Raw genomic sequence first — 23806 nt, 5'->3', positions numbered from 1 at the left:
AAATCAATACAAATAGCCCACAGTATACTGTTGGAATTTTAAAAAAGAAAAGCAAATATGAAAAGAATTATGCTCCCCTTATTTGTAACGGTACTGGCTTTCGGAACAGCTACGGCTCAGGAAAAACCAGTCTTTAACAAATGGTCAATCGACATCAACGGAGGAATCAGCAAGCCTACTGCCCCATTTACAAGCGGTTATTATGCAAGAAATTACAACCTTTTCCATGCTGATCTAGGTGTACGTTATATGTTTAACACCAAATTCGGTATGAAAGTCGATGTAGGTTACGATCAGTTCGACAATGATTCTAAAAGTGCTTCTTTCGACGGACAGTATTATAGAACAACTTTACAAGGTGTGGTCAACCTGGGACGTGTGCTTAATTTTGAAGAATGGACACAACGCTTAAACGTTCAGGCACATACCGGTATCGGATATGCTTTTATGAAAAATGACCGTTTTGAAGGAGCTGACCATATGTTAAACCATATTATTGGTCTTACCGGACAAATTAAATTATCGGAACGTGTGGCTTTAAATGCTGATTTTTCGATGATCAACAATGTTCGTCAAAACAATACTTTCGATGGTGCTGTAGCACCGGAAGACAGAGGTTTTAACGGAACACTTTATAATGCAACCGTTGGTTTGTCTATTTATTTAGGTAAAAACGAAAGACATGCCGACTGGTATTATGCAGAAGACAAGGTAGATCGATTAGCTGAATTAGAAAAACGAATTGGCGATTTGGAAACCTTAATGAACGATTCAGACAAAGATGGAGTGCCGGATTATCTGGATGCCGAAGCCAATACCATTCCGGGTGTAGCAGTTGATACAAAAGGACGTGCTGTTGACCGAAATAACAACGGAATACCGGATGAATTGGAAAGTTATCTGGAGCGAAACTACGGTTCCGGCAGCAAAGGATCGTCGTTAAGCGGTGAAACCTTAAAAGAAATGATCAATCAGGGATATGTAAATGTGTATTTTGATTTCAACCAGTCGCAACCGTCACCTAATTCGGTTAGCGGAATGGATTTCTTAGTAAAATATCTAAAAGCACATCCAGGTGCTACAGCTGATGTAATCGGATATGCTGATGAAATCGGGAATACAGATTACAACAAAAATTTATCGCAGAGACGTGCTGAAAACGTTAAAAATGTCTTGGTTAAAGCCGGAGTTGACGCTTCCCGATTAAACATTATCGGAAACGGTGTGGATAGTTCGGTTGCAAAAGATTCGAAAGCCGCACGACAATTGGTAAGAAGAGTTACTTTTAAAATTAAGTAATTAACAATATCTTATTCATAACTTATAAAGAACCGCTGTATTCCTACAGCGGTTTTTTTATAACTTTAAATAAAAAATGGAAAATCGCGACACCTTTCTGATCGATCTCAGAGGCGAAGCCTTGGGAATGATCACGGATCAGTCTTCGTCCGAAGAAATTTTTCAAAACAAAATCCTGCGTCCGATCTTACGACTGCAAAACGAACTTTTTATTCAGGTTTTCCTGAATTATGCGGTAAAACAGAAAAATGTTTTCTTTTCGCTGACACCCGAAAAAAAGATGGCCTATATCGAGAATGTTATCCAGCGGGATATCAAATTCCGGAATTCGTTAAAAGGAATGATCATCGGCCTTTTTACGGTAGATGAATATCAGGAATACATTAAAAATTCTTCCAACTTAAACAAAAGAATGATGAATGTACTGATCGAACGCCTGAAGAGTCAGGTGCAGTTATTAGAATTAGATTAACGTAAAATGAGATACTATGAAACGTTATTTTTTGATAATTGTTTTGATAATTGTTTGTGGTCTTGGTAGTGCTTTTGATGCACCAAAACAGGAAACTAAAAAAGATGATAATTATACCATACAACGATTAATGCTTTATAATAAAGCCGGAAACATCTTAATGGAAAAAAATGCGTATGGATGGATGACACCGGCTCTTCGTTCGAATGAAAACCTGAGTTTACAGGAAGGGCTCAACGAACTGGCAAAAAAGATGGGTTTCGAGATGGCACCAATAAGTCTGTGTGGTATTTTTACCTATAAATTTGAAGGACTTAATGATCATGTTGGACATGTCTCCTATCGTACCCATTATAAAGCAAAAGTAAAATCGGGTGCGGTGTTACAACCAACAGATAAAAGTATCCATTATGAATGGCTCACCGAAAAACAGGCTCAGGACAGTATTGGTCATCCGGCACTAAAAGCCGAGTTTTCCCAGATGATCAAACATCCGGATAAAATTTGGGGCGGTTCATTTTTATGTATTTTTAAAAACGATAAGCTGGAAAACATTAAACAAACAGAAGCTTTTTATTCGTTACATGATTAAAATATAAAAGGACAGTTTTCACTGTCCTTTTACATTACAACACGAAGTAAGTATCCTTAACCGGTTGTATATGCGAGATATCTACGGATTTCGGCTCCTCTGACTCGAATTCGTTTCGATACTCATAAACCATCTGCAAGAGGTTTTTTTCAATATTACTGGAGATCAGATTCATGGGCGTGTCGGTTGGTCGGTTTTCGAACGGATCCTGTAAATGGATCGCCATCTTTTCGATTAAAAAGAAAGCCGCACCGATAGTTGTTACTAATGGTATACGGAACCATCCCAGAAAATCGGTTAATCCAAATGGTAATAAGATTACAAACAGACATAACGTAAAACGGATGTACAAACTATAGGTCGTTGGGAAAATCGTATTTTTAATACGCTCACATTTCCCCATCGAATCACACAAACGCGTTAAGGTATTGTCGATTTCCACCTGTTGGTAGACATTAATTTTACCTTCGTCGTTTGCTTTACGCAATTCTTTTACGTGTAACATCAAAATAGCATTCGGAACGTGTTTGTGCTTTTTAACAAAACGCAACTCTTCTTCGGTTAACAACGACTGAATCAATTTTATGGGATCTTTCCCACGTAACGACTGACTCAAACTATAACACCATGCGGCCTGTCGTTTTGCAAAACGCTCTTTAAAATCGTTCGCCTGAGTCGAAAAATCCGGATCTTTATAAAATCCGATTACCTGTCGCAGTAACGAACGGGAATCGTTTACGATCGCGCCCCATACAATCCGGGCTTCCCACCATCTGTCGTAGGCCTGGTTGGATTTAAAGGCTAATAATAACGAGATAATGGTACCGATAATAGACGGTATCGCAATTGGAATTTTGGTAGGAACAGCCTGGAACGTATGATGAAATACTTCAAAAGCAATGCAATAAAGTAAGATCAGTGCTAACTCCAGCTTAATTTTTCCCAAAACATATTTAAGAGGTATTCTTTTTTTTAGTAGCATATTTTTTTATTTTTCAGATTAATAATCAGACGGTTTCCTCATGTAAGGAAAGTACCGGTAGTCCCAGATTTTGATGAACCGGTGGCACCAGATTCTTTTTCAACCGTGTTTTTTCCGGTTTTCGGGTTTCTACCAATAAATCGATATTGTTTTTGGAGATGGTTTCCGATAAAAACGGTGTGATTTCCTCAGGGCGTTCTTCAAATACCGATGCCTGACTTACGATTTTAAAAGTAAATCGTTCGCTTACAATTCGTTGTAATTCCTGTACTCCTATTCCATTGGCAGCACGTTCCAGATACAAGGCATTATTAAAATGATGCTCTTCGGAATGTTGTCCCAGATGTAAAATCGGACTTTTACAATTACTGAGTAATTTTAAAAAATGACGTTGGAACGTATTGGTTTCCGATCGGTAGCGTTGTGATAAAATAACCAATCCGATTTCAAGATGGTTTAACAGATTTTTTAATAAAGGAGCCGAAATACCAAACTGATGGCGTACCGTTAAAGTACAATTGGTTGTTTTTTTAACAATAGCGCGGCATTCGTCTACAAGAGCATATTGTGCCTCCGTCATTTCGGGAGACATACTGCGAAGTGCCGACAAAGGCGAAAACAAAGTATCCGGTAAATCGCTGATCGTAACTAAAACGATCGTACATTTTTTAGTATCAGCGTGTTGTACAGCCGTTTTTACTGCGCAAAGTGTATCGGCTTCAAAAGCGGTAGGAATAAGAATATTATGCATCGGTGTAATTGTTTATGATTTATACCAGCAAAACAACTACACCGGGATGAGAAGGGAATTAAATTAAAATTAGAATATTCTAAAAATTAACATTAGAAAATTTAATATACGCTTAATGCTTAAAAATGATGGTTACAATAGTACCTTTATCGGCTTCCGATTGTATCGATAATTCGCCGTTATGCATACGGATAATCTTCATAGCCAGTGGAAGTCCGAGGCCATAGCCCACATAACGGGATGCTTTTTTACCGCGGAAAAACGGTTCGTATAAATACGGAATATCTTCCGGAGGGATTCCGATTCCGATATCTGAGATTACAATTTTTAATTGTTCTTTATTGGCGGTAAGATTCACAAATACCTCTTCATTATCAGAATATTTAACACCGTTGGTGATGATATTTCCAATAGCAAGTTCTAAAAGCGGTTTGTTACAGGGTAAAACCAATAAGGAATCTTCTTCCGGAATATCACTCATATTGATACTAACGCGGTTACCTGGATAAATTTTGTCGAGATCGCTTTTGACATCCAATAACAAATCGTCAATACGAACAATATCCTGAACCTGTTTTTTACCGTCGTAACCCGTTTGCGTGAGTTTTAACAAACTCTCGGTCAGGTTACTCAAACGGGATGCCTGTTTATGAATATTATTTAAAGTTGTAGTGTATTCCTCGGTATTCCGGTCTTTTAACAGCGTTACCTCTGCTTCGGCCATAATGGTAGCAATTGGTGTTTTGAGTTCGTGAGAGGCATTATTGATGAAATTGGCCTGGATTTCGAAAGAGGTTTCCAGACGATCCAGCATATCGTTAAACGTCTTCGTCAGATCGGCAATTTCATCCGAATCGTTCACTTCTGGTAAGCGGTTATGCAAATTAGAGGCGCTGATCCGTTTTACCTCACTGGTGATACGCGACACGGGATTGATGACCCGCAAAGCCAGAAAACGGCCAAAAAAATACGCCAGGATGATAAATCCCAAACCACACAACAACAAGATACGGGTAATAAAAAGTGTACTATCGCTGCCGCGTAAATCTTTTGCAGAAATGATTACCATATAATTGGTACCGGCTTCATTAAAAACCTGACCGTAATAATAAACGCCCGCTTCTTCGATCCATCCGGAATGATTCTTCATCACCGAGGTATAAAACTCCGGTGGCAAATGCAATTCGGTATTGTATTCGAACGAACTGGCGCTGTTTATTTTTAAGACATATTCCCTTTCTTCTTTAAGTTCTTCCATTCCATTGTTTTTGAGCTCCTGATAGTATTTTGCTTTTACAGGATCCTGTTGATAATGGATGGATGCGACAATTTTTGCCCGGTCTTCCAGTCGCTTTCTAAAATAATACTGGTTGTTTTGACGAAACAGGACAAACACGACCGTACATAACAAAAGGGTGCTAAATCCGGACAGTGCAATATAGGTAACGGTGATTTTCTTTTTGATCTGCATATTATTCCTTTATAACATACCCCAATCCTTTTATGGTATGGATTAATTTGTGTTCGTATGGATGATCAATCTTTTTTCGCAAATAATTGATATACACATCCACAACATTGGTATTCATATCAAAATTGATATTCCAGACATTATCGAGAATTTTAGCGCGGGAAAGTATAATGTCTGAATTTTTGGCCAGATAATACAGGAGGTTAAACTCTTTTGCTGTAAGCACAATTGTCTCCCCGTTTCGTTTTACCATTTTGGTACGAACATCAATCTCAAGATCATCGATAGTTATTTTTTCAGCCGGTTTCTGATCTTGTCCGGCTCTTCGGGCCAACGCATTCAACCGGGCTTCGAGTTCTGAAAACTGAAAAGGTTTGGTCAGATAATCGTCGGCACCGGCATTTAATCCGTGAACAATATTATCGCTACTGCTAAGTGCTGTAAGCATCAGTATCGGAACAAAATTTCCGGCAGCGCGTAAACGGCGGCAAATTTCAATTCCGTTAATATCGGGTAGCATCACATCCAATACGATTACATCGAATTGGGTATACTGAATCATTTCCAGGGCTGTTGTTCCGTCTAATGCTGCACTTACGTCGTGGTTTTTTTCGGAAAGTCCTTTCCGTAAAGCCGAAAGCAGATTGGGCTCGTCTTCAACGATTAATAATTTCATAGTACGGGAGCGTTTTCACAAAAATAGAAATTAAAATCATAAGGATTCGTTAAACCCGATTCTCTTTTATTAAAAAAGAAAGAGTCTTTATCTTAAAGTGTTAATTTAGAATAAAGACTCAATTCATTTATTAATAATCAATTAGGGTTAATCTACTTTTTTAAATACCAATTTTAAGCCATCGGGATTTGACAGATATAACCTATTATTTTTTATTTCGTAAGCCGTACTGCTTTCCAGGGCTTTTATAAATTTGGCTTCGTTCGCCATTTTATCGCAGGCCATTCGGGTGAGGCCGACATTGGTAAAGCGTAACAATTCCTGTTCTGAAAATAATTTTCCAAACATACGATTGCATCCGGCAACTCCGCCAAAAGTAGCTTCCCTGGCTTTGATTTCCATAAAAGGCCGTTTGTTAAAATCGGAATCGCTAATTTTTTGACCTTCCATTTCTTCCAATGCCCAAATGTCGTGTAATCGGTAATCTACAATATAATTCCCGCAACCTCTAAGGTCTTTAAATGCTGCTTCCCCCGCTTTTTTTAAAGCAACCGTTACGGAATAATCGTGTTCCATATCCGACATGCCGTCGGAACATTTTCCGTAGGTAATCGTAATTTTTATTTCGCCGGCTTTCGATTTGCTTTGGTAAGTTTTGATATTTGCATCCATTACACGAACCGGTTTTGTCGGTGGAAACAGGATTCCTTCAGGATCTTCCGGTGTGGTATATTTAATCTGATTGTTGCTTATTTCCACACCCCAAAAAGGTTCCGTTCCAATGGCTTTAAAATAAACCCGATCGGGATTTTCGGAAACCATTTCCTTTGGTGTCGTGTTTTCCTTGTTTTTTGTACTGTTACAGGCGCCTACTATAGTAAGCAGCATTACAATTCCGAGTTTTCTCATATTTTCTATTTTTATACGGATCCATACGATGCAGAAACCATACCAGATTAATACAAGGGTTCGCCGTTAAGGTTTGTTGACAAGACTTCGCTCATATAATCAAAAAACGGACGCATCGCCTGGAAGGTCGCCAATACTTCTTTTTTAAAATCAGGACTTGTTACCTCCTTGTCGGTAAAACTTCTGGAAATCAGGTATTGTTTTTTACGGATCAGATCAATGGCCGGATGCGTTTTGTCGAATCCTTTTGGAGCTGTTTTTAACTCCTCGCCTTCCAGAGTTCCAAAAAAACTTTTAAAAGCAGGATCCGAAATAATAGTTCTGATTTCTTCATCATCCATTTCAAACTCCTTGCGGATTCGGTTTAGGTCTTCAGCATTCGGGTCCCAAAAACCACCGCCTACAAAACTGGCTCCCGGTTCGATATGTAAATAATAACCACCGCGTAACAACGGTTTGGTTCGGGTAAAACCGACGCTAAAATGATTTTTATAAGGTGCTTTATCTTTTGAAAAACGGACATCGCGGTAGATTCTGAAAATCTGCATTTTTTCGATACTATCCTGTTTCCCCAGTTCGTCGTATACTTCCTGAAAAAATGCTTTTGCCTTTTTTTCGTGTTGTTGAAATTCTTTTTTATGTTCGGTAAACCATTCCCGATTATTGTTGTTTCGTAACGTTATAAGGATATCCAGTTCCGCTTTTGTGATCATTTTTTCTTTTAAAAGTACGATTTTTTGATTGTCATTTTACAATTAACGGCTCCTTTTTTTCAGAATTTCGACAACATCCTGCAACTGAAATCCTTTAGCCTGTAGCAATATTAAATAATGAAAAAGCAGATCGGCACTTTCGTTTAAAAATAGAGCGGCATCCGAATCTTTGGCTTCGATAACCATTTCTACGGCTTCTTCACCTACTTTTTGTGCCATTTTATTAATCCCTTTGGACCATAAATGACTGATATAGCTATTTTCCCGAGGTTCTTCTTTACGTTCCCGGATGCATTGTTCCAATTCCGACAAAAAGCCAAAATCCATTTTGTTGGATTCGCCCCAACAGCTATCCGTTCCTTTATGACAAACCGGGCCTTCCGGATGCACCTGAGCCAAAAGCGTATCGTTATCGCAATCGGTTTCAAGGCTTATAAGATGTAAAAAATTACCACTTTTTTCGCCTTTTACCCATATCCCATTACGACTGCGGCTAAAAAAAGTCACCTTTCCGGTTTCCAGCGTAGTGTTATAGGCGGTTTCATTCATATAGCCCAGCATTAAAACAGTTTTAGTAGTTGCATCCTGAACAATGACCGGAAGCAAACCGTTTTTCGATTTTGAAAAGTTAGGTTTCATAATTATACAATTCTGACAGGAATATTTTGTTCTTTTAATACTTGTTTTAATACCGGAATCGGAATGGTATCATAGTGAAACACACTTGCAGCAAGTGCCGCGTCGGCTTTACCGTCGTTAAAAACAGCTATAAAATCGGCTATTTTACCGGCACCACCCGACGCAATTATGGGAACGTTTACCGTTTTGTTTAGTTCTGCCAGCATAGTATTAGCAAAACCCTGTTTTCTTCCGTCGTGATCAATGGCTGTAAAAAGAATTTCACCGGCTCCGTTTTCGGTGATCTGCTTTGCCCAATCCAGGAGTTCCCATTTGGTTTCGCGCTTTCCTCCCGTCCGGAAAACCTTCCATCGATCCCCCACAAGCTTTGCATCAATAGCCGCCACGATACACTGACTGCCAAAACGTTTGGCTAATTCGGTTACCAATCCCGGATTTTCAAGTGCTGCCGAATTTACCGCAATCTTGTCCGCACCATTTTGTAACAACTGCTCAACATCCGATACAGAGCCTACTCCACCACCAACCGTAAACGGAATATTGATTTCCGCTGCCACATCACGAACCATTGTAAATAAAGTTTTTCTTTTTTCTTCAGTAGCCGTAATATCCAGAAAGACCAATTCATCCGCTCCATCGCGGGCATATTTATAAGCCAGTTTCACCGGATCGCCGGCATCTGTTATTTCTTTAAACTGAATTCCTTTTACAGTTCGTCCGTTCCTGATATCCAAACAGGGAATTATTCGTTTTGTAATCATCTTTGCACTATTAGTCGTTCCAATTCCTTTAAACTTATTCTGTTTTCATAAATCGCTTTTCCGATAATCGCTGCATCGCAACCCAATTCGTCGAGTTCTAACAGTGTTTCAACGTTTGAAATGCCACCCGAAGCGATCAGCTTGATTTCCGGAAAGGTTTGTAGCAATTCGGAATATAAATCGACAGCAGGACCTGCTAAGGTTCCGTCGCGATTAATATCGGTACAGATTACATATTCAATTCCTTTTTTGACATAATCCTGTAAAAACGGAATAATTGTCTGATCACTTTCTTCCAACCAGCCGGAAATAGCCACCGTAGTATCTTTAACGTCAGCTCCCAAAATAATTTTGGAACTTCCATAGTCGCGTATCCAACCGGAAAACCGCTCCGGATCTTTAACCGCGATACTACCGCCTGTAAGCTGTGCAGCACCGCTATTAAAAGCGATTCGTAAATCTTCATCCGCTTTGATGCCACCTCCGAAATCAATGATAAGGTTGGTTTTAGAGGCTATTTTTTCGAGTATTTTATAGTTGACTATCCGGTTGGATTTGGCACCGTCCAGATCGACCAAATGCAGGTATTGCATACCGTGATCTTCAAATCGTTTGGCCATTTCCAGCGGATCATCGCTATAGATCGTCATTTTTTGGTAATTACCGTTTAATAAGCGGACACATTTCCCGTCGATAATATCCAGTGCCGGAATAATTCTCATTTTCATAAGTGTAAAAAATTGTTCAGTAATTGTGCGCCAACTTCCCCGCTTTTTTCCGGATGAAACTGAACGCCATAAAAATTCTCTTTTTGTATTGCGGAACTGTAAACGATATCGTAAGCGCTTGTAGCGATACATTCCGGAATAAGCGGAACATAATAGCTATGTACGAAATACAGATACGATTCAGTGGTTATTCCTTGAAATAAGCCGGATTCAATAGCTGTAATGGTATTCCAGCCGATCTGTGGAATTTTAACCCGGTTTGAAAAACGAACCACGGCCGTATCAAAAATTCCCAGTCCGCTCGTATTCCCTTCTTCCGTATGCCTGCACAACAACTGCATTCCCAGGCAAATTCCCAATACGGGTTGCTGTAATTCCGGAATAACCCGATCGAGTTTTGTCTCTTTTAACCGAGTCATTGCCGTAGAGGCTTCACCAACACCCGGAAAAATCACTTTATCGGCCGATCGGATTAGTTTGGCATCGGTGGTAATCGTAGCGGAATAACCCATTCGTTCCAAGGCAAATACAACACTTTGTATATTTCCCGCACCATAATCAATAATTGCTATTTTCATTATAAAAACTCTTTTGTTGACGGTAGAATCATTCTATCCGGGTCGCGTTTTAAGGCCATTTTAATCGCTTTTGCAAAGGCTTTAAAAATAGCTTCAATTTTATGGTGTTCGTTGTTGCCTTCGGCTTTAATATTCAGGTTAACTCTGGCTTCATCGGTAAACGATTTAAAAAAATGGAAAAACATTTCCGTTGGCATTTGCCCGATATATTCCCTTTTAAAATCGGCTTCCCATACCAACCAGCTTCGACCGCCAAAATCAATAGCAACCTGAGCCAGACAATCGTCCATTGGAAGCGTAAAACCATAGCGCTCAATCCCTTGTTTGTTTGACAAAGCTGCAGCAAAAGCCATTCCGAGCGTAATTGCTGTGTCCTCAATAGTATGATGTTCGTCTACTTCGAGATCGCCAATAGCATTGATTTCCAGATCCAATTGTCCATGACGCGCCAGTTGATTTAACATATGATCAAAAAAAGAAATTCCGGTTGTAATGCTACTTTGTCCCGAACCGTCAATGTTTAATTTTACTGTCACCTCGGTTTCCTCCGTTTTGCGGGTTATCAGAGCCTTGCGTTGTGGGAGTTTTAAAAAATCATAAATGGCCTTCCAGTCAACTGTTTTTAAAGCGATAGTATCCAGAAGTTCATTTACGTTGACTGAAAGTTCTGTAGCGCCCAGGTTTTCGTCTTCATTGATCAAAATGGCCTTACAACCCATATTTTTAGCTAATTCCACATCTGTATAACGGTCGCCGATAACATAGGAATGTTTTAAATCATATTCCGGATTGTTCAAATATTTTTGCAACATTCCGGTCCGGGGTTTTCGGTTGGGACTATTGGCTTCCGGAAAACTTCGGTCGATATAAATTGCATCAAAGACAACGGATTCATTTTTAAAGCTTTTAAGAATAAAATCCTGTATCGGATTGAATACCGATTCGGGATAATCGGCCGTCCCTAATCCATCCTGATTGGTAACCATGACCAATTCGAAATCGAGCTCCGAGGCTATTTTTCCTAAATAACGGAACACTTCCGGGTAAAATTCCAGCTTTTCGAAGGAATCCACCTTATAATCGTTGGGTTCTTTTACCAACGTTCCGTCGCGATCGATAAAAAGTATTCTTTTCATAATTCCATTTTTTGAATTTTAGAGATAACCTCAAGTAATGTCTTGTTTTCGTCGGGCGTTCCAATTGTAATCCGCAAGCAATTGTCACATAACGGATATTGATTCCTATTCCGAACTACGATACCATTGTCCAATAATTGACGGTATCTTTTGTCGGCATCGTCGACACGGATTAATATAAAATTGGCATCCGACGGATATATTTTTTCAATAAAACTTACTTTAAGTAAAACTTTAATTAATGTTTCTTTATCCTTTTGAATTAAAGAAACTTCCTTTTCTATATTCGGATCCATTAGCAGCACTTTTTCCTGTGATAACGTACTGATATTATACGGTGGTTTTATTTTGTGTAAAAGTGCTGTAATTTCGGGCGAAGCAAAAGCCATACCCAATCGGATGCCGGCCATTCCATAGGCTTTGGAAAGTGTTTGAATCACAATTAGATTTTCAAAAGCAATTCCTCTTTTAGCCCAGCTTTGCTGTGTTGTAAAATCGATATAGGCTTCATCCACTACTACAATTCCGTTAAAACGGTTTAAAAGCATAACAATAGTTTCTTCAGACACTAAATTCCCGGTTGGATTATTCGGTGAACAAAGGAAAAGTAGCTTTGTATGTTTGTCGACTTGTGCTAAAATTTTTGGAATATCCGGTTGAAAATCGACATTTAGCAATACTTCCCGATTTTCAATATCGTTTAAATCAGCTAATACCGAGTACATCCCATACGTTGGCGGCAAACTAATTATATTGTCCTTTCCCGGTTCACAAAAGACCCTAAAAATCAAATCCAGTATCTCATCACTTCCGTTACCTAACGTAATCCGATTTTCTGCGATAGCTTTTATACTTCCGATTTTCTGTTTTACCGCGAATTGTTTTGAATCCGGATAGCGGTTCCAACCCTTTTCGAACGGATTTTCATTAGCATCCAGAAAAATCATTCCTTCGACAACCGTAGGATACTCATCTCTGGCCGAGGTATACGGTTTCATTTTTAAAATCGTACTTCGGACCAGTTTATTCAGATCAATTGTTTTCATCCTGTAATTGTTTTAATCGGATGGTAACGGCATTTTTATGTGCTTCAAGACCTTCGGTCGTAGCCATAACTTCAATACTTTTCCCGATAGCCGAAATACCTTCCGGTGATAACTTTTGAAAACTGATCGTTTTCTGAAAACTATCCAATGTAATTCCGCTATAATTCCGGGCAAAACCATTGGTTGGTAACGTATGATTGGTTCCGGAAGCATAATCGCCCGCACTTTCGGGAGAATAATTCCCTACAAAAACGGATCCTGCATTCTGAATTCCTCGTATAAAAAAAGCCTCATTACTAGCGCAGATTATAAAATGCTCCGGAGCATATTCATTTATAAAATCGAGTGCTTCGATTTGGTTTTCAATATAGATAAATCGTGCTTTACGTAATGCTTCTTTTACAATTTCCTGTCGGGGTAAACCCGCTAACTGACGGGGTATTTCCCGGATAACTTTTTGCAGTAAGCTTACACTATTGGAAACCAAAACCACCTGACTGTCTTTTCCATGTTCTGCCTGACTTAATAAATCGGCTGCAACAAAAGAAGCATTTGCAGTCGTATCGGCAAAAACGAGTAATTCTGATGGTCCGGCTGGCATATCTATAGCCGTTCCGAATTGCGTTGCGAACTGTTTGGCACCCGTTACAAACTGATTTCCGGGGCCAAAGATTTTATATACTTTAGGAATTGTTTCCGTTCCGAATGTCATTCCGGCAATTGCAGGAATCCCTCCGGATTTTATAATCGTAGTAACCCCACAGATATGCGCTGCATATAAAATGGCCGGATTAATTTTTCCCGATGGATCTGGTGGAGAACAAAGCACAATTTCACTGCAACCGGCCAATTGCGCCGGAATAGCCAGCATTAAAACGGTAGAAAATAGCGGAGCCGTTCCACCCGGAATATATAAACCAACTTTTTGAATTGGTTTTTTTTCCATCCAGCACAGGATTCCGGGCATGGTTTCGAGACTGATTGGAATTGTATTTTGTTTTTTGTGAAAACGCTTTATATTATTTTTTGCAAGCTGAATTGCTGCTTTCAGATCGGTTGAAACCTGTTGTACAGCTTCCTGTATTTCTGCTTCTGTAACTATCAGATTTTCCAGTCTGACACCATCAAAAATATCCGTATATTTATATATAGCGGCATCCCCTTTTACAGCAACTTCCTTGAAAATCAGTTTTACAGTAGCTTCGATTGCTTCATAACTTTGTATAGGGCGCTTGGTTAGTTCTCCCCAGGTATTTCGTGTTGGATTTTTAATTATTTTCATAATGCAATTTTTTCGATTGGACAAACCAGTATGTCCTGAGCGCCACTGGCTTTAAGTTTATCAATAACATCCCAAAATGCCGTTTCATTAATAACCGTCTGGAAACTACTCCATCCTTCGAGACTTAACGGAACAACAGTAGCACTTTTTAAGACCGGTAATAATTCACTTATTTCCTGTATTTTGGTATTCGGAACATTCATCATAAGATATTTGGATTGAGAAGCTCTTAAAACGGATTGCAACCGAAACAGAAAACGCTCCAGGATTATTTTACTATTCAGTTTTATTTTTGGAGATACAGCCAAAACAGCCTCACTTTCAAGGATTACTGCTACTTCTTTCAGGTTGTTTTTAGCAAGTGTATTTCCGGAAGAGACAATATCTACGATCGCGTCAGCCAGGTCAATATTAGGAGCTATTTCGACAGAACCCGAAATCTGATGCAATTCGATCCTAACATTTTGAGATTTAAAATAACGTCTGGTTGTTTCCGGATAAGAGGTCGCAATTCTTAATCCGTTAAGATCACTAATTGATGTAAAGGAAAAGGCTTTAGGAACCGCTACAGCCACACGACACTTCGAAAACCCTAACGGCATTATCGTTTCAATAGGAAATTCTTTTTCAGCTAATAAGTTCTGACCAATAATAGCAAGATCAGCCACACCATCCATTAGGTATTGCGGAATATCGGAATTCCGTAGAAAAAGGATTTCCAGCGGGAAATTTGCGACACTGGCTTTTAACTCACCGCTTTCAGTTTCGATAGAAAAGCCGCATTTTTTTAGTAAGCTAAGGCTATCTTCGCTTAGTCTGCCCGATTTTTGAAGGGCAATTTTTAATGTACTCATAAAAAAACAGGAATAAGTTTGAGTACAGCAACGAAGAAGAAAAGAAAAACCCGTTTGATGTACTCAAACGGGTTAAATATATATATGTTAGATACATACCATTATAACTTCGCTTGAGCGGAGGAATAATGATGATGATGTAATTGATTGCTAAACATTTTTATTTTTTGTGTTCACAAAGATATTGACAAATAAAACAAAAAAACAAGCTTTTGTTTTATTTTTTTATTTAATCTCATGAAAAAGCTATACTATTACACGAAGTGACTCTTGTAATATACTGATTTTAAACTTATTTTCGTTGAATTGATAATATTCACCATCCAATTGCATCGGTATCATATCCTGTCCGGAGACTTCCACATGAACTTCTTTTATAAGCTGATGACTGGCTTTTTTAAAACGCTCGGTTTTGTTTAACAACACCAAGGCTCCGAAATACATTTGTTCCAGGATATTCAATTTTGGGACGATCAATAAGTCCAGCCAACCATCCTGAAGACTGGCTTTTGGTGTTAAACTCATATTGTATCCCATTTCGTTCGAATTAGAAATAAAAAACAACATCGGATTCGTTTCGAAAGTTTTACCATTACAATGCACAATGGCGCTATGGGGCTTATAATTTGCAGCAGCAAACAACGACGCTTTTATATAAGATGAAAGATTACGTGTTGGCATACTTTCGTATTTCTGAATAATTTTGGCATCGATACCAATTCCCATATTGCTAAAGAAATAGTACTCGTTAACCATTCCGACATCAATAGCAGAAGGTTGTCCGTTTTTTATTAATGCTACTGCCTTTTTAAAATCTTTGGCTATATTCAGATTTGAAGCAAGACCATTACCCGACCCTACCGGTAAAATTCCCAGTGCGATATCGGTATTAACCAACCCTGAAGCCACCTCATGAATTGTCCCATCTCCACCACAAGCGACTATTATATCCGGTTTTTTAGCCACTGCATCACGGGTTAGAGTAATAGCATGCTTTTTATATTCCGAATATTCAACGACTAACGTATAGTCTTCCGATGGAAAAAATTGTTCTAAATCCTGTTTCGCAATCTTGTGTTTTCCTTTTCCGGAAATAGGGTTAACAATAAAGTGGATGTATTTCATTAAAATTACCGATAGTGAATTATTCATGCAAAAGTATGCAATTTTAAGTGCAACTTTTTTAAAATTCAATATCGTACGGCTTTTTTTATATTTTTGCTAAAAACTATATTATGATTTCCTATCTTAAAAAGTTAACTCCTTTTTACAATTTATTGTTATTTTACATTACCGCAAGTATTATTTTAAGAATAGTCTTGATTTTCCATCCGATAACACAGGCAAAGTTTAGCTTTTTTGAGATCGTAAAGATATTTGGAATCGGAGTTATTTCAGATTTCTTTGTTTTTGTGATCATAGGATCTCTATTATGGCTTTATCTTGTTTTTCTCTCAAACTCAAAATTTTACAAGCCTTGGGGCTATCTGATTTTTGGTGGATTAGTCGCATTGCTAGCCTATGTTAGCTTTGGAAATACCATTTTAAACGAATACGGAGGTGTACTCCCTGAAATAGGAATTAGCTTTGTCGCATTGAAAACAGTACTGTTTGGAGCACTGTTATTATTACCCAAATATCGCTCTAAAATCCGATTGGCCTTATATTCCATTACGATATTCATTTTTGTCCTTTGTATTCTACAGAATACGGTTAGTGAGTTTTTCTTTTGGAACGAATTTGGTGTACGCTATAATTTCATAGCTGTTGATTATCTGGTTTATACCAACACCGTGATCGGGAACATTATGGAATCCTATCCGGTAGTTCCGCTTTTTACAGGAATCGGAATTGTTGCCGTACTGGTTACCTGGTTTGTGGTAAAAAGATCCCGAAACTATCTGGACAATCTGCCAACCTTTAAAGAAAAAATTGCCATTACTATTGGTTATGCCGTATTATTCGGCCTTTCAATAACCGCAATACCGGCATTGGCACGACTAGAAGATTCTCAGAATGTTTTTGTCAACGAACTGGAAGCCAATGGTAGCTATCGTTTTTTCCTGGCGTTTAAAAACAGTGAACTGGACTACTTTAAATTTTATACGAATGTACCCCAAGATGAGGCATTTGCCTTACTGCGTAAACAAATTCCGGAATTAGGCGGAAATACGATGGAAAGACAGATAACCGGTAAAGGACCTGAAACGCATAAAAATGTTGTGTTAATTACTGTAGAAAGCCTAAGTGCTGAATTTATGAAAGCCTATGGTAACGAACAAAATATTACCCCTTTCCTGGATTCACTGGCAGAACAAAGTCTTTTCTTTACCAATTTATATGCTACCGGAAACCGTACCGTTCGCGGATTGGAAGCCGTAACCTTGTCTTTACCTCCTACAGCCGGTGAAAGTGTTGTAAAACGAAAAGACAACAAAAATAAATTCTCCACAGGTCATATATTCCAGCAAAAAGGATATAATGTGAAATATATGTATGGGGGCGATGCCTATTTTGATAATATGCGGGACTTTTTTGGCGGAAACAACTATGATATTGTCGATAAAACGACATTTACACCTGAAGAAATTACATTCCAAAACATTTGGGGTGTTTGCGATGAAGACATGTTTACAAAGGCAATCAAGGTTATGAACGACGAAGCCAAAGAAGGCAAACCGTTTTTTAACCATATTATGACGGTGAGTAACCACAGACCTTTTACGTATCCTGACAACAAAATTGATATTCCTTCCGATTCAAAACAACGGGAAGGTGGTGTAAAATATACCGATTACGCGCTTCGCAAATTCTTTGAAGCAGCACAAAAACAACCTTGGTTTAACAATACTGTTTTTGTAATTGTAGCCGACCATTGTGCTTCGAGTGCCGGAAAAACAGAACTACCACTTGATAAATACCATATCCCGGCAATGATTTATGCACCAGGTTTTATCACACCGGGTCAGAATAACATATTAATGTCTCAAATTGACTTGATGCCAACCTTAATGGGAATTCTTAACTTTAATTACAAAAGTAAATTCTTTGGACAGGATGTACTTCAAAGCGGCTACCACCCACGTGCTTTGATTGCTACGTATCAGGATCTTGGTTTTATAAAAGACAATATCTTAACCATATTATCACCGGTACGAAAAGTAAAACAGTTTTCCCTTGAATTACAGCCGGTAGCCAAAGGAAGCAAAGCCATACCGTTATTTTTCGAACAACAACCACTTAGCGGAGAACGCAAGGAATTAACACAGGAAACGATTGCCTACTACCAGATAGCATCCTACTACCTCCAACAACAATTGTATAACAACAACTAAATACTAAAAGAGCCACGCTAAGCGTGGCTCTTTCTATTATGATAAATAGCGTTCCTGATATACCCGGACATGATGGTTTTGATGCCCGATGATCATGAATCCTAAGGCACGAACCGACATCCGGTTTTGAGAAGCGATCCCCGATTTTAACAAATCTTCAGGAGTATAACTTTTAAATAAAGTAATAGTAGCTTGCCGTACAATAGTCAATTCCGTTAATAAATCCTTTAAATGACGTTTATTAGCCACCGGATTTACAACATCGGCAAAACTATTTTCGTCAAATCCGGGTAATTCCGTTGTGTCATTACGGGAAAAACGCAAAGCACGGTAAGCAAATATTCGTTCCGTATCAATAATGTGCTGGATAATTTCCTTAATCGTCCACTTCCCTTCTTCATAGCGATAATCGAATTTATCCATTGGAATATCCTGGATAAACCGAATCGTACTGTAAAGACTAATTTCCAGTTCGTCTATAAGATCAATAGCCGGATCCAGTGCATTTATATAGGTTTGGTAATACGGTGCGTACTCAGACGGATCTAATTCGATAGGTTTCATTGGTTCTGTTTTAAGGTTGGTGTAAATGTAAAAAGAAAAACCCTCAGGATTAGCTGAGGGTTTCTTAAAATATAGTCAAATATTACATATCTTTAAAGATAGTGTGCATCAGACGTTTTTTGTCGTTAATACTTTCTTCCAATGAAATCATAGTTTCTGTTCTGTAGACACCATCAATATCATCAATCATAAAGATAACTTCTTTAGCATGTTTGGTATCTTTAGCTCTGATTTTACAGAAAATATTAAATTTACCAGTAGTAACGTGTGCTACGGTAACAAAAGGAATTTCATTAATACGCTCTAATACAAATTTGGTTTGAGAAGTATTGTGAAGGAAAACCCCAACGTAAGCGATAAAGGAATATCCCAATTTCTCGTAATCCAGTGTTAACGAAGACCCTTGAATAATTCCTGCATCTTCCATTTTTTTTACTCGTACGTGAACGGTACCAGCAGAGATCAGCAATTTTTTAGCAATATCGGTAAAAGGCACTCGCGTATTATCAATCAACATGTCTAAAATTTGATGATCTACTTCATCCAAACGAAACTTACTCATAAAGTTATATTTATCAATTTATATTCAAAATGCAAATCTACGACAAATTAACACTAATTCTTCAGTATAATTACTGAATTGTCATTTTTTTAGCAAACCATTAACAATTTTCTGTTTATTTGCTACTAAAAAATCAGCTTTGTCATTAATTACCGGTATGGTTCCATTTGAATTCCGAATGCTTTCCTTTTTGAAATCGTATTCGGTATGGCCATAATATTCCGATAATGTCCCTGTTTCCGCAATATACGCCTCGAAGACAATTTTATCATTTTCGAGGGTTTCTTTATATTGGGCTGCGAAATTAGTAATTTTTTGGTTATCGACAGCGTCGATTTTGATATTTTTATAAATAAAATCAAAAAAGACAATCATATTTTGAGGAATATCGAAATATTCAGCTGTTTTATTGTTAACATGTTCGCTTTTTGAAATAGTTGTCAAAGCAACTAAATAAGCTATAAAAATATATTCCCGTGTCACCTCTCTTTCATAATCGCCAGGAAAATGTCCGGCCTCAAAAAGAATGGTTGGTGTTCCTAATGACTGAAAGCGATCTCCTATACAATTCATATTGAAAGCATCGTCAAACCGTCCTATTTGTCCCGGAATATACTTTTGTAGCGCGACATTCATAGCAACAATGATGCCAATGGCCTGTTTCCGTACTGAATTGATCTCTCTTTCTTCATTATAGGCAGGTGCCAAAAAAGAAACTGTAGCGGGTTTTCCGGTATTTCCTGCTCCGAAAATTGTACGCTGATCGTGTAAATTAAAACAAAAATCCGGTTGAAAGGTATCATATAAGCCACGTAGTAATTTACTTTCCGGCTGACTTAAATTGAGTGCATCGCGATTTAGATCCACTTCATTCGCATTAACCCTTGTGTAAGCTGCAGCACCATCCGGATTAGCAATAGGAACAATCAAAAAACGAAACGTTTCTTTTAACTGAATGGCTAAGGGATTTGTACTATTTAATAAATTTATAAAGTCGAATACAGCTTTAGTCGTCGTTGATTCGTTACCATGCATTTGCGACCACATATAGATCTTATGATTCCCGTGACCTACTTCAACTGTATATATAGGTTGTTGTTTAACGGACACGGCCGGAGTATTCACTTTAAAATCGGGTCCGAGTTGTTTTAAAATCGGCTCTATAGCACTATTGGTAATATAGCGTCCCGAAAGTGTCTTTTTTTTAAACTGTTTAAATAATGTTTTGAATTCCACGGTGACTGATTTTATTTACAAAAGTAAACATCTAATAAATTACAATTGTAAACCATAAAAAATCACATTGAATTTACGACTGTAAACAAAGAGTTGATTAAAGCTGTTTACGATATTATTTCAGGTTATTAATTATATTTAATCGATTATAATATGTTTTATATCAATATTATAATTTTGTTTATATTAAGTAGTGCTATATGTTATAATTGATAATTCACAATTGTAACCCCTGATTATATTTTAAAAATATTTACATTTGTAACTCACTAACTCAAAAGATGTTTTTACAATGGTAAACACCGATGACTTTATCAAACGACTGGAAATACTACTCGAGTATTATGGACTTTCGGCTTCGGCTTTTGCCGATTCAATTGGTGTACAACGCTCCAGTTTATCACACCTACTCTCCGGCAGAAATAAACCAAGTTTAGATTTTATACTTAAAATAATCGCTTATTATCCGGAAGTCGATCTGTACTGGATTTTAAATGGGAAAGGAGCATTTCCAAAACAAGAGTTAATGCCTACTCCATCGCCTACTGTTGTCGCATCCGATTTATTTACAACGCCAGAAGAATCCGTTAAGGCTGTATCAGAACCGAAGCCTTATTTATCTCTAAAAGATGCCGGCGAGATTGAGCGCATTGTAATCTTTTTTAAAAACGGAACTTTTAAGGAATACATAGAAAAATAAAATCTCCGTTATCTATACTGACTGACAACGGAGATCTATAACCAACCACAAACTTTAAAATAAAAACAAACTTTTCTGCCCTAAACTGTATTATTCATTAACATTAATTCATAGCAATTTTTCCTCGATGTTTCCTCCCAAAAACCGGAAATACAGTTTATCCACTGCTGTTTTCCTACTCTGGGCAGAAAAGATGCCAATTAGTTTTGTCTGGTAAAAGCCTGAATTAAAACCAAAACAAAAGCCTAATTTCAGGGTATATACGACAGAGATAGGTTTATGGTTTTAGAAAAGTTTATTTTTTTACGATTTTTTTTGGGGCACAAAGCTATATTCCGGAATTTTTCCAGTTACACCGACATAATTTTGTTCCAGTATTTCAAAATCGTTGTCCCGGTTTCCTGTCGGATAAAATGGCTCACCGATTTTGACTTCTTTTTTACCATAATCAAATGCAACCGGAATTATAGGGACTTCTGCTTTTAAGGCGATATAATAAAACCCTGTCTTCCATTCGGTTACTTTTTTTCGGGTACCTTCCGGTGCTATAGCGAGTCGGAAAACAGCTTTATTTTCAAAAACTTTGGCTATTGCATCGACTTTATTTTCGTTTTTTTGACGGTTTAATGGAGTACCGCCCATCCATCGGAAATAGGCTCCAAAAGGGAATGTAAATAATTCTTTTTTAGCCACAAAATTCATTTCCTGATTCATAATTCCGCGTGTAAATACACCAAGGTAAAAGTCGTGCCAACTCGTATGTGGTACAACGATCATCACACATTTTTTGATTTCAGGAGCAATGGTTCCGTTAATCGACCAGCCCATACACTTGAAGAATAGAAAACGATAAAGATTTTGTTTCATTTTAAAAAGTTTGCTGTAAAAATAGCATTATATTTACGAATAGAAAACGTTGCCAAATGATATCGAAGAAACTACTGAGTTACTTTATCCCGATTAAAATTCACCAAAAAAAATCAGCAATCAATAAAAACCTGGAAGTTACCTGGACCAATGGTCAGCTGGTAATGGATTCTAAAAACACCAATTATTCTTACGGTAGTTTACAGCGAATCCTCCGAAAAGGACTGCATTATATCGGTTTCGAGAGAATACGTAATTTTAAAAGCATCCTTGTTTTGGGTGTAGCCGGTGGTAGTGTGGTAAAAACGCTAACAGACGAAATTGGCTTTAAAGGCCAAATTACCGGTGTGGAACTCGATCCGGAAGCGATAGCACTGGCTAAACAATATTTTCAAATCGATACGATTCCGAATTTCACCATTATACAGGATGATGCTTTTGAGTTTGTTTTAAAAACCCGTGAAAAATACGATTTGATCATTATTGATGTGTTTCAGGATACGGTAATGCCGAACTTTTTGTTTGAAGAATTCTTTATAAACAGAATTAATTTTTTACTTACTATAAATGGTTTTATCTTGTTTAATACCATGGTTTTAAATAGTGATCATAAACAACGAAACAGTGATTATCGTTCGCGGTTTGATCCCAATTATTCGGTACGAATGTATCCGAAAGTAGAAGACCATAACGAATTGTTTACCATTAAAAAACTGGCCTGATTATGCTAACAAATACCATCGCACTTGAAATTAAAAAAGCCTCCAAAGAAAGTACTCCTATACTAACAACGGAAATTTCAATTGCTGATCAAAGCTGGCCACTACATATCAATTATTTTGCAATTTTATGGATTCACAGCGGTAACGGAATTGTGGAAACCGACCTGATGAAAGTGCCTTATACCGAAAACGAGATCTATTGTTTTAATACGTATCAGGCATTTGCATTACATTCAAAAGGGACGACTAAGGCTACACTCCTATTATTTCATGCCAATTTCTTTTGTATTGAAACTTATCACCATCAGGTAGGTTGCAATGGTGTGTTGTTTAATAATAGCTATGCAACATCCAAAATTACTATTCCATCGAAAGATCAGGATGAATTGCAGACGTTATTCCAAAATATCAAAAGTGAAATCAAAGAAGAAGAACTGGCTTCAAACGAACTTGTTTTTTCTTACCTTAAGATATTCCTGATCAAATTGACACGTTTAAAAAGTCAAACGGAAACACTTATTTCACCGGATATTCAACCGCTCCCCGATTACCTGTTACAATTAACCAATCTGATTAACGAACATTTTCAGTCGCAACACCAGCCGGCTTTTTATGCCGAAAAATTAAATACTACAGTTAAAACCCTTAGTACGGCAACCAAACAATATTATCAGAAAACCGTTTCGGCACTGATAATCGAAAAACTAATCCCAAAAGCCAAATGGGAATTATTGCACACCAATACGCAAATCAAAACCATCGCTTCCGATCTTGGTTTTAAAGACGAATACTATTTTAGTCGGTTTTTTAAAAAACACATCGGACTTTCGCCCAAACACTTTCGCGAAGAAGAATGGAAAATCCGAAAAGGATTTTTGTCCATTCCTTAGCCCTTTTTGTTTATTTTCTGTTTAAACAATAAGCCGGATCT

Annotated in this window: 26 protein-coding genes; 7 read left to right on the top strand and 19 right to left on the bottom strand. The window is 37.7% G+C overall.

Going from position 1 to position 23806, the window contains the following annotated elements; translation table 11 throughout:
- Positions 1-57: 57 nt before the first annotated feature.
- From ABFU83_RS06225 to ABFU83_RS06215, 3 genes are all read left to right on the top strand, one after another.
- Entirely contained in the window at positions 58-1299 is a 1242-nt protein-coding gene (locus ABFU83_RS06225) for an OmpA family protein (protein ID WP_347069636.1), read from the top strand.
- 76 nt (positions 1300-1375) lie between these two features.
- Positions 1376-1771 (top strand): glyoxalase, encoded by a 396-nt coding sequence (locus ABFU83_RS06220; RefSeq protein WP_347069635.1) that lies wholly within the window; start codon positions 1376-1378, stop codon positions 1769-1771.
- A 16-nt stretch (positions 1772-1787) separates the two neighbouring features.
- The gene (locus tag ABFU83_RS06215) at positions 1788-2363 is read left to right on the top strand and encodes a hypothetical protein (RefSeq protein ID WP_347069634.1); all 576 of its coding nucleotides are present in this window, start codon (positions 1788-1790) and stop codon (positions 2361-2363) included.
- 34 nt (positions 2364-2397) lie between these two features.
- Here ABFU83_RS06215 and ABFU83_RS06210 read toward each other — a convergent pair whose 3' ends face one another.
- The 15 genes from ABFU83_RS06210 to ABFU83_RS06140 form a co-directional block, all read right to left on the bottom strand.
- On the bottom strand, positions 2398-3345 hold the full coding sequence (locus ABFU83_RS06210; RefSeq protein WP_347069632.1) for a bestrophin family ion channel: 948 nt from the start codon (positions 3343-3345) through the stop codon (positions 2398-2400).
- 25 nt (positions 3346-3370) lie between these two features.
- On the bottom strand, positions 3371-4096 hold the full coding sequence (locus ABFU83_RS06205; protein WP_347069631.1) for a hypothetical protein: 726 nt from the start codon (positions 4094-4096) through the stop codon (positions 3371-3373).
- Between the two features lie 112 nt (positions 4097-4208).
- Positions 4209-5567 carry a HAMP domain-containing sensor histidine kinase gene (locus ABFU83_RS06200; RefSeq protein ID WP_347069630.1) on the bottom strand — a complete coding sequence of 453 codons (1359 nt, stop codon included), beginning with the start codon at positions 5565-5567 and terminating at the stop codon, positions 4209-4211.
- Position 5568: 1 nt separating this feature from the next.
- Positions 5569-6243 carry a response regulator transcription factor gene (locus tag ABFU83_RS06195; protein WP_347069629.1) on the bottom strand — a complete coding sequence of 225 codons (675 nt, stop codon included), beginning with the start codon at positions 6241-6243 and terminating at the stop codon, positions 5569-5571.
- A 147-nt stretch (positions 6244-6390) separates the two neighbouring features.
- Positions 6391-7152 carry an META domain-containing protein gene (locus ABFU83_RS06190; protein ID WP_347069628.1) on the bottom strand — a complete coding sequence of 254 codons (762 nt, stop codon included), beginning with the start codon at positions 7150-7152 and terminating at the stop codon, positions 6391-6393.
- Between the two features lie 47 nt (positions 7153-7199).
- Positions 7200-7865: a DUF2461 domain-containing protein gene (locus ABFU83_RS06185; protein WP_347069627.1), complete on the bottom strand. Its 666-nt coding sequence runs from the start codon at positions 7863-7865 to the stop codon at positions 7200-7202.
- A 42-nt stretch (positions 7866-7907) separates the two neighbouring features.
- Positions 7908-8504, bottom strand: a complete 597-nt coding sequence (gene hisIE, locus ABFU83_RS06180; RefSeq protein WP_347069625.1) for a bifunctional phosphoribosyl-AMP cyclohydrolase/phosphoribosyl-ATP diphosphatase HisIE — start codon at positions 8502-8504, stop codon at positions 7908-7910.
- 2 nt (positions 8505-8506) lie between these two features.
- Positions 8507-9265: an imidazole glycerol phosphate synthase subunit HisF gene (gene hisF / locus ABFU83_RS06175; protein WP_347069624.1), complete on the bottom strand. Its 759-nt coding sequence runs from the start codon at positions 9263-9265 to the stop codon at positions 8507-8509.
- Positions 9262-9987 (bottom strand): 1-(5-phosphoribosyl)-5-[(5-phosphoribosylamino)methylideneamino]imidazole-4-carboxamide isomerase, encoded by a 726-nt coding sequence (hisA, locus tag ABFU83_RS06170; protein ID WP_347070200.1) that lies wholly within the window; start codon positions 9985-9987, stop codon positions 9262-9264. The genes hisF and hisA overlap by 4 nt, the downstream gene beginning before the upstream one ends.
- Before the next feature lie 2 nt (positions 9988-9989).
- Positions 9990-10571: an imidazole glycerol phosphate synthase subunit HisH gene (gene hisH / locus ABFU83_RS06165; protein WP_347069623.1), complete on the bottom strand. Its 582-nt coding sequence runs from the start codon at positions 10569-10571 to the stop codon at positions 9990-9992.
- Positions 10571-11707, bottom strand: coding sequence for a bifunctional histidinol-phosphatase/imidazoleglycerol-phosphate dehydratase HisB (hisB, locus tag ABFU83_RS06160; protein ID WP_347069622.1), 1137 nt, complete (start codon positions 11705-11707; stop codon positions 10571-10573). Before hisB ends, hisH begins: the two co-directional genes overlap by 1 nt.
- Entirely contained in the window at positions 11704-12753 is a 1050-nt protein-coding gene (gene hisC / locus ABFU83_RS06155) for a histidinol-phosphate transaminase (RefSeq protein ID WP_347069621.1), read from the bottom strand. Before hisC ends, hisB begins: the two co-directional genes overlap by 4 nt.
- Positions 12740-14035 carry a histidinol dehydrogenase gene (hisD, locus tag ABFU83_RS06150; RefSeq protein ID WP_347069620.1) on the bottom strand — a complete coding sequence of 432 codons (1296 nt, stop codon included), beginning with the start codon at positions 14033-14035 and terminating at the stop codon, positions 12740-12742. Before hisD ends, hisC begins: the two co-directional genes overlap by 14 nt.
- Entirely contained in the window at positions 14032-14889 is an 858-nt protein-coding gene (gene hisG / locus ABFU83_RS06145; RefSeq protein ID WP_347069619.1) for an ATP phosphoribosyltransferase, read from the bottom strand. The genes hisD and hisG overlap by 4 nt, the downstream gene beginning before the upstream one ends.
- Before the next feature lie 246 nt (positions 14890-15135).
- Positions 15136-16041 (bottom strand): diacylglycerol kinase family protein, encoded by a 906-nt coding sequence (locus tag ABFU83_RS06140; protein ID WP_347069618.1) that lies wholly within the window; start codon positions 16039-16041, stop codon positions 15136-15138.
- Positions 16042-16124: 83 nt separating this feature from the next.
- On the opposite strand from ABFU83_RS06140, the gene ABFU83_RS06135 reads away from it, so the two are divergent.
- A complete protein-coding gene (locus tag ABFU83_RS06135; RefSeq protein WP_347069617.1) occupies positions 16125-18224 on the top strand; it encodes a sulfatase-like hydrolase/transferase in 2100 nt (699 codons plus the stop codon).
- Between the two features lie 36 nt (positions 18225-18260).
- Here the strand turns inward: ABFU83_RS06135 and ABFU83_RS06130 are convergent, their stop codons facing one another.
- The 3 genes from ABFU83_RS06130 to ABFU83_RS06120 form a co-directional block, all read right to left on the bottom strand.
- The gene (locus ABFU83_RS06130) at positions 18261-18788 is read right to left on the bottom strand and encodes a DinB family protein (protein ID WP_347069616.1); all 528 of its coding nucleotides are present in this window, start codon (positions 18786-18788) and stop codon (positions 18261-18263) included.
- Positions 18789-18870: 82 nt separating this feature from the next.
- Positions 18871-19350: an Lrp/AsnC family transcriptional regulator gene (locus ABFU83_RS06125; protein ID WP_136401578.1), complete on the bottom strand. Its 480-nt coding sequence runs from the start codon at positions 19348-19350 to the stop codon at positions 18871-18873.
- Between the two features lie 81 nt (positions 19351-19431).
- Positions 19432-20586 (bottom strand): M14 metallopeptidase family protein, encoded by a 1155-nt coding sequence (locus ABFU83_RS06120; protein ID WP_347069615.1) that lies wholly within the window; start codon positions 20584-20586, stop codon positions 19432-19434.
- A 292-nt stretch (positions 20587-20878) separates the two neighbouring features.
- Here ABFU83_RS06120 and ABFU83_RS06115 point away from each other — a divergent pair, with 292 nt between their 5' ends.
- On the top strand, positions 20879-21286 hold the full coding sequence (locus ABFU83_RS06115) for a helix-turn-helix transcriptional regulator (protein ID WP_347069614.1): 408 nt from the start codon (positions 20879-20881) through the stop codon (positions 21284-21286).
- Between the two features lie 303 nt (positions 21287-21589).
- On the opposite strand, the gene ABFU83_RS06110 is transcribed toward ABFU83_RS06115, so the two are convergent.
- Positions 21590-22153 (bottom strand): 1-acyl-sn-glycerol-3-phosphate acyltransferase, encoded by a 564-nt coding sequence (locus ABFU83_RS06110; protein WP_347069613.1) that lies wholly within the window; start codon positions 22151-22153, stop codon positions 21590-21592.
- A gap of 56 nt (positions 22154-22209) precedes the next feature.
- On the opposite strand from ABFU83_RS06110, the gene ABFU83_RS06105 reads away from it, so the two are divergent.
- Together ABFU83_RS06105 and ABFU83_RS06100 are read left to right on the top strand one after the other, a co-directional pair.
- Entirely contained in the window at positions 22210-22875 is a 666-nt protein-coding gene (locus ABFU83_RS06105; RefSeq protein ID WP_347069612.1) for a fused MFS/spermidine synthase, read from the top strand.
- 2 nt (positions 22876-22877) lie between these two features.
- Complete coding sequence (locus tag ABFU83_RS06100) at positions 22878-23765, top strand: AraC family transcriptional regulator (protein WP_347069611.1); 888 nt, start codon at positions 22878-22880, stop codon at positions 23763-23765.
- Positions 23766-23806 lie beyond the last annotated feature (41 nt).

The sequence above is a fragment of the Flavobacterium sp. WV_118_3 genome, from assembly GCF_039778605.1.
Classification (GTDB): Bacteria; Bacteroidota; Bacteroidia; order Flavobacteriales; family Flavobacteriaceae; genus Flavobacterium.
This window is presented reverse-complemented; position numbering and strand designations above follow the sequence as displayed.

Bases quoted from the DNA above. Each gene is read 5' to 3' on its own strand.
- ABFU83_RS06200 (WP_347069630.1), bottom strand. From the start codon at position 5,567: ATGCAGATCAAAAAGAAAATCACCGTTACCTATATTGCACTGTCCGGA.
- hisB (WP_347069622.1), bottom strand. From the start codon at position 11,707: ATGAAAAGAATACTTTTTATCGATCGCGACGGAACGTTGGTAAAAGAA.
- ABFU83_RS06125 (WP_136401578.1), bottom strand. From the start codon at position 19,350: ATGAGTAAGTTTCGTTTGGATGAAGTAGATCATCAAATTTTAGACATG.
- ABFU83_RS06140 (WP_347069618.1), bottom strand. From the start codon at position 16,041: ATGAATAATTCACTATCGGTAATTTTAATGAAATACATCCACTTTATT.
- ABFU83_RS06210 (WP_347069632.1), bottom strand. From the start codon at position 3,345: ATGCTACTAAAAAAAAGAATACCTCTTAAATATGTTTTGGGAAAAATT.
- ABFU83_RS06225 (WP_347069636.1), top strand. From the start codon at position 58: ATGAAAAGAATTATGCTCCCCTTATTTGTAACGGTACTGGCTTTCGGA.
- ABFU83_RS06100 (WP_347069611.1), top strand. From the start codon at position 22,878: ATGCTAACAAATACCATCGCACTTGAAATTAAAAAAGCCTCCAAAGAA.
- hisA (WP_347070200.1), bottom strand. From the start codon at position 9,987: ATGAGAATTATTCCGGCACTGGATATTATCGACGGGAAATGTGTCCGC.
- hisH (WP_347069623.1), bottom strand. From the start codon at position 10,571: ATGAAAATAGCAATTATTGATTATGGTGCGGGAAATATACAAAGTGTT.
- ABFU83_RS06185 (WP_347069627.1), bottom strand. From the start codon at position 7,865: ATGATCACAAAAGCGGAACTGGATATCCTTATAACGTTACGAAACAAC.
- hisG (WP_347069619.1), bottom strand. From the start codon at position 14,889: ATGAGTACATTAAAAATTGCCCTTCAAAAATCGGGCAGACTAAGCGAA.
- ABFU83_RS06135 (WP_347069617.1), top strand. From the start codon at position 16,125: ATGATTTCCTATCTTAAAAAGTTAACTCCTTTTTACAATTTATTGTTA.
- ABFU83_RS06110 (WP_347069613.1), bottom strand. From the start codon at position 22,153: ATGAAACAAAATCTTTATCGTTTTCTATTCTTCAAGTGTATGGGCTGG.
- ABFU83_RS06105 (WP_347069612.1), top strand. From the start codon at position 22,210: ATGATATCGAAGAAACTACTGAGTTACTTTATCCCGATTAAAATTCAC.
- ABFU83_RS06115 (WP_347069614.1), top strand. From the start codon at position 20,879: ATGGTAAACACCGATGACTTTATCAAACGACTGGAAATACTACTCGAG.
- ABFU83_RS06215 (WP_347069634.1), top strand. From the start codon at position 1,788: ATGAAACGTTATTTTTTGATAATTGTTTTGATAATTGTTTGTGGTCTT.
- hisIE (WP_347069625.1), bottom strand. From the start codon at position 8,504: ATGAAACCTAACTTTTCAAAATCGAAAAACGGTTTGCTTCCGGTCATT.
- hisC (WP_347069621.1), bottom strand. From the start codon at position 12,753: ATGAAAACAATTGATCTGAATAAACTGGTCCGAAGTACGATTTTAAAA.
- ABFU83_RS06205 (WP_347069631.1), bottom strand. From the start codon at position 4,096: ATGCATAATATTCTTATTCCTACCGCTTTTGAAGCCGATACACTTTGC.
- hisD (WP_347069620.1), bottom strand. From the start codon at position 14,035: ATGAAAATAATTAAAAATCCAACACGAAATACCTGGGGAGAACTAACC.
- ABFU83_RS06130 (WP_347069616.1), bottom strand. From the start codon at position 18,788: ATGAAACCTATCGAATTAGATCCGTCTGAGTACGCACCGTATTACCAA.
- ABFU83_RS06195 (WP_347069629.1), bottom strand. From the start codon at position 6,243: ATGAAATTATTAATCGTTGAAGACGAGCCCAATCTGCTTTCGGCTTTA.
- ABFU83_RS06190 (WP_347069628.1), bottom strand. From the start codon at position 7,152: ATGAGAAAACTCGGAATTGTAATGCTGCTTACTATAGTAGGCGCCTGT.
- hisF (WP_347069624.1), bottom strand. From the start codon at position 9,265: ATGATTACAAAACGAATAATTCCCTGTTTGGATATCAGGAACGGACGA.
- ABFU83_RS06220 (WP_347069635.1), top strand. From the start codon at position 1,376: ATGGAAAATCGCGACACCTTTCTGATCGATCTCAGAGGCGAAGCCTTG.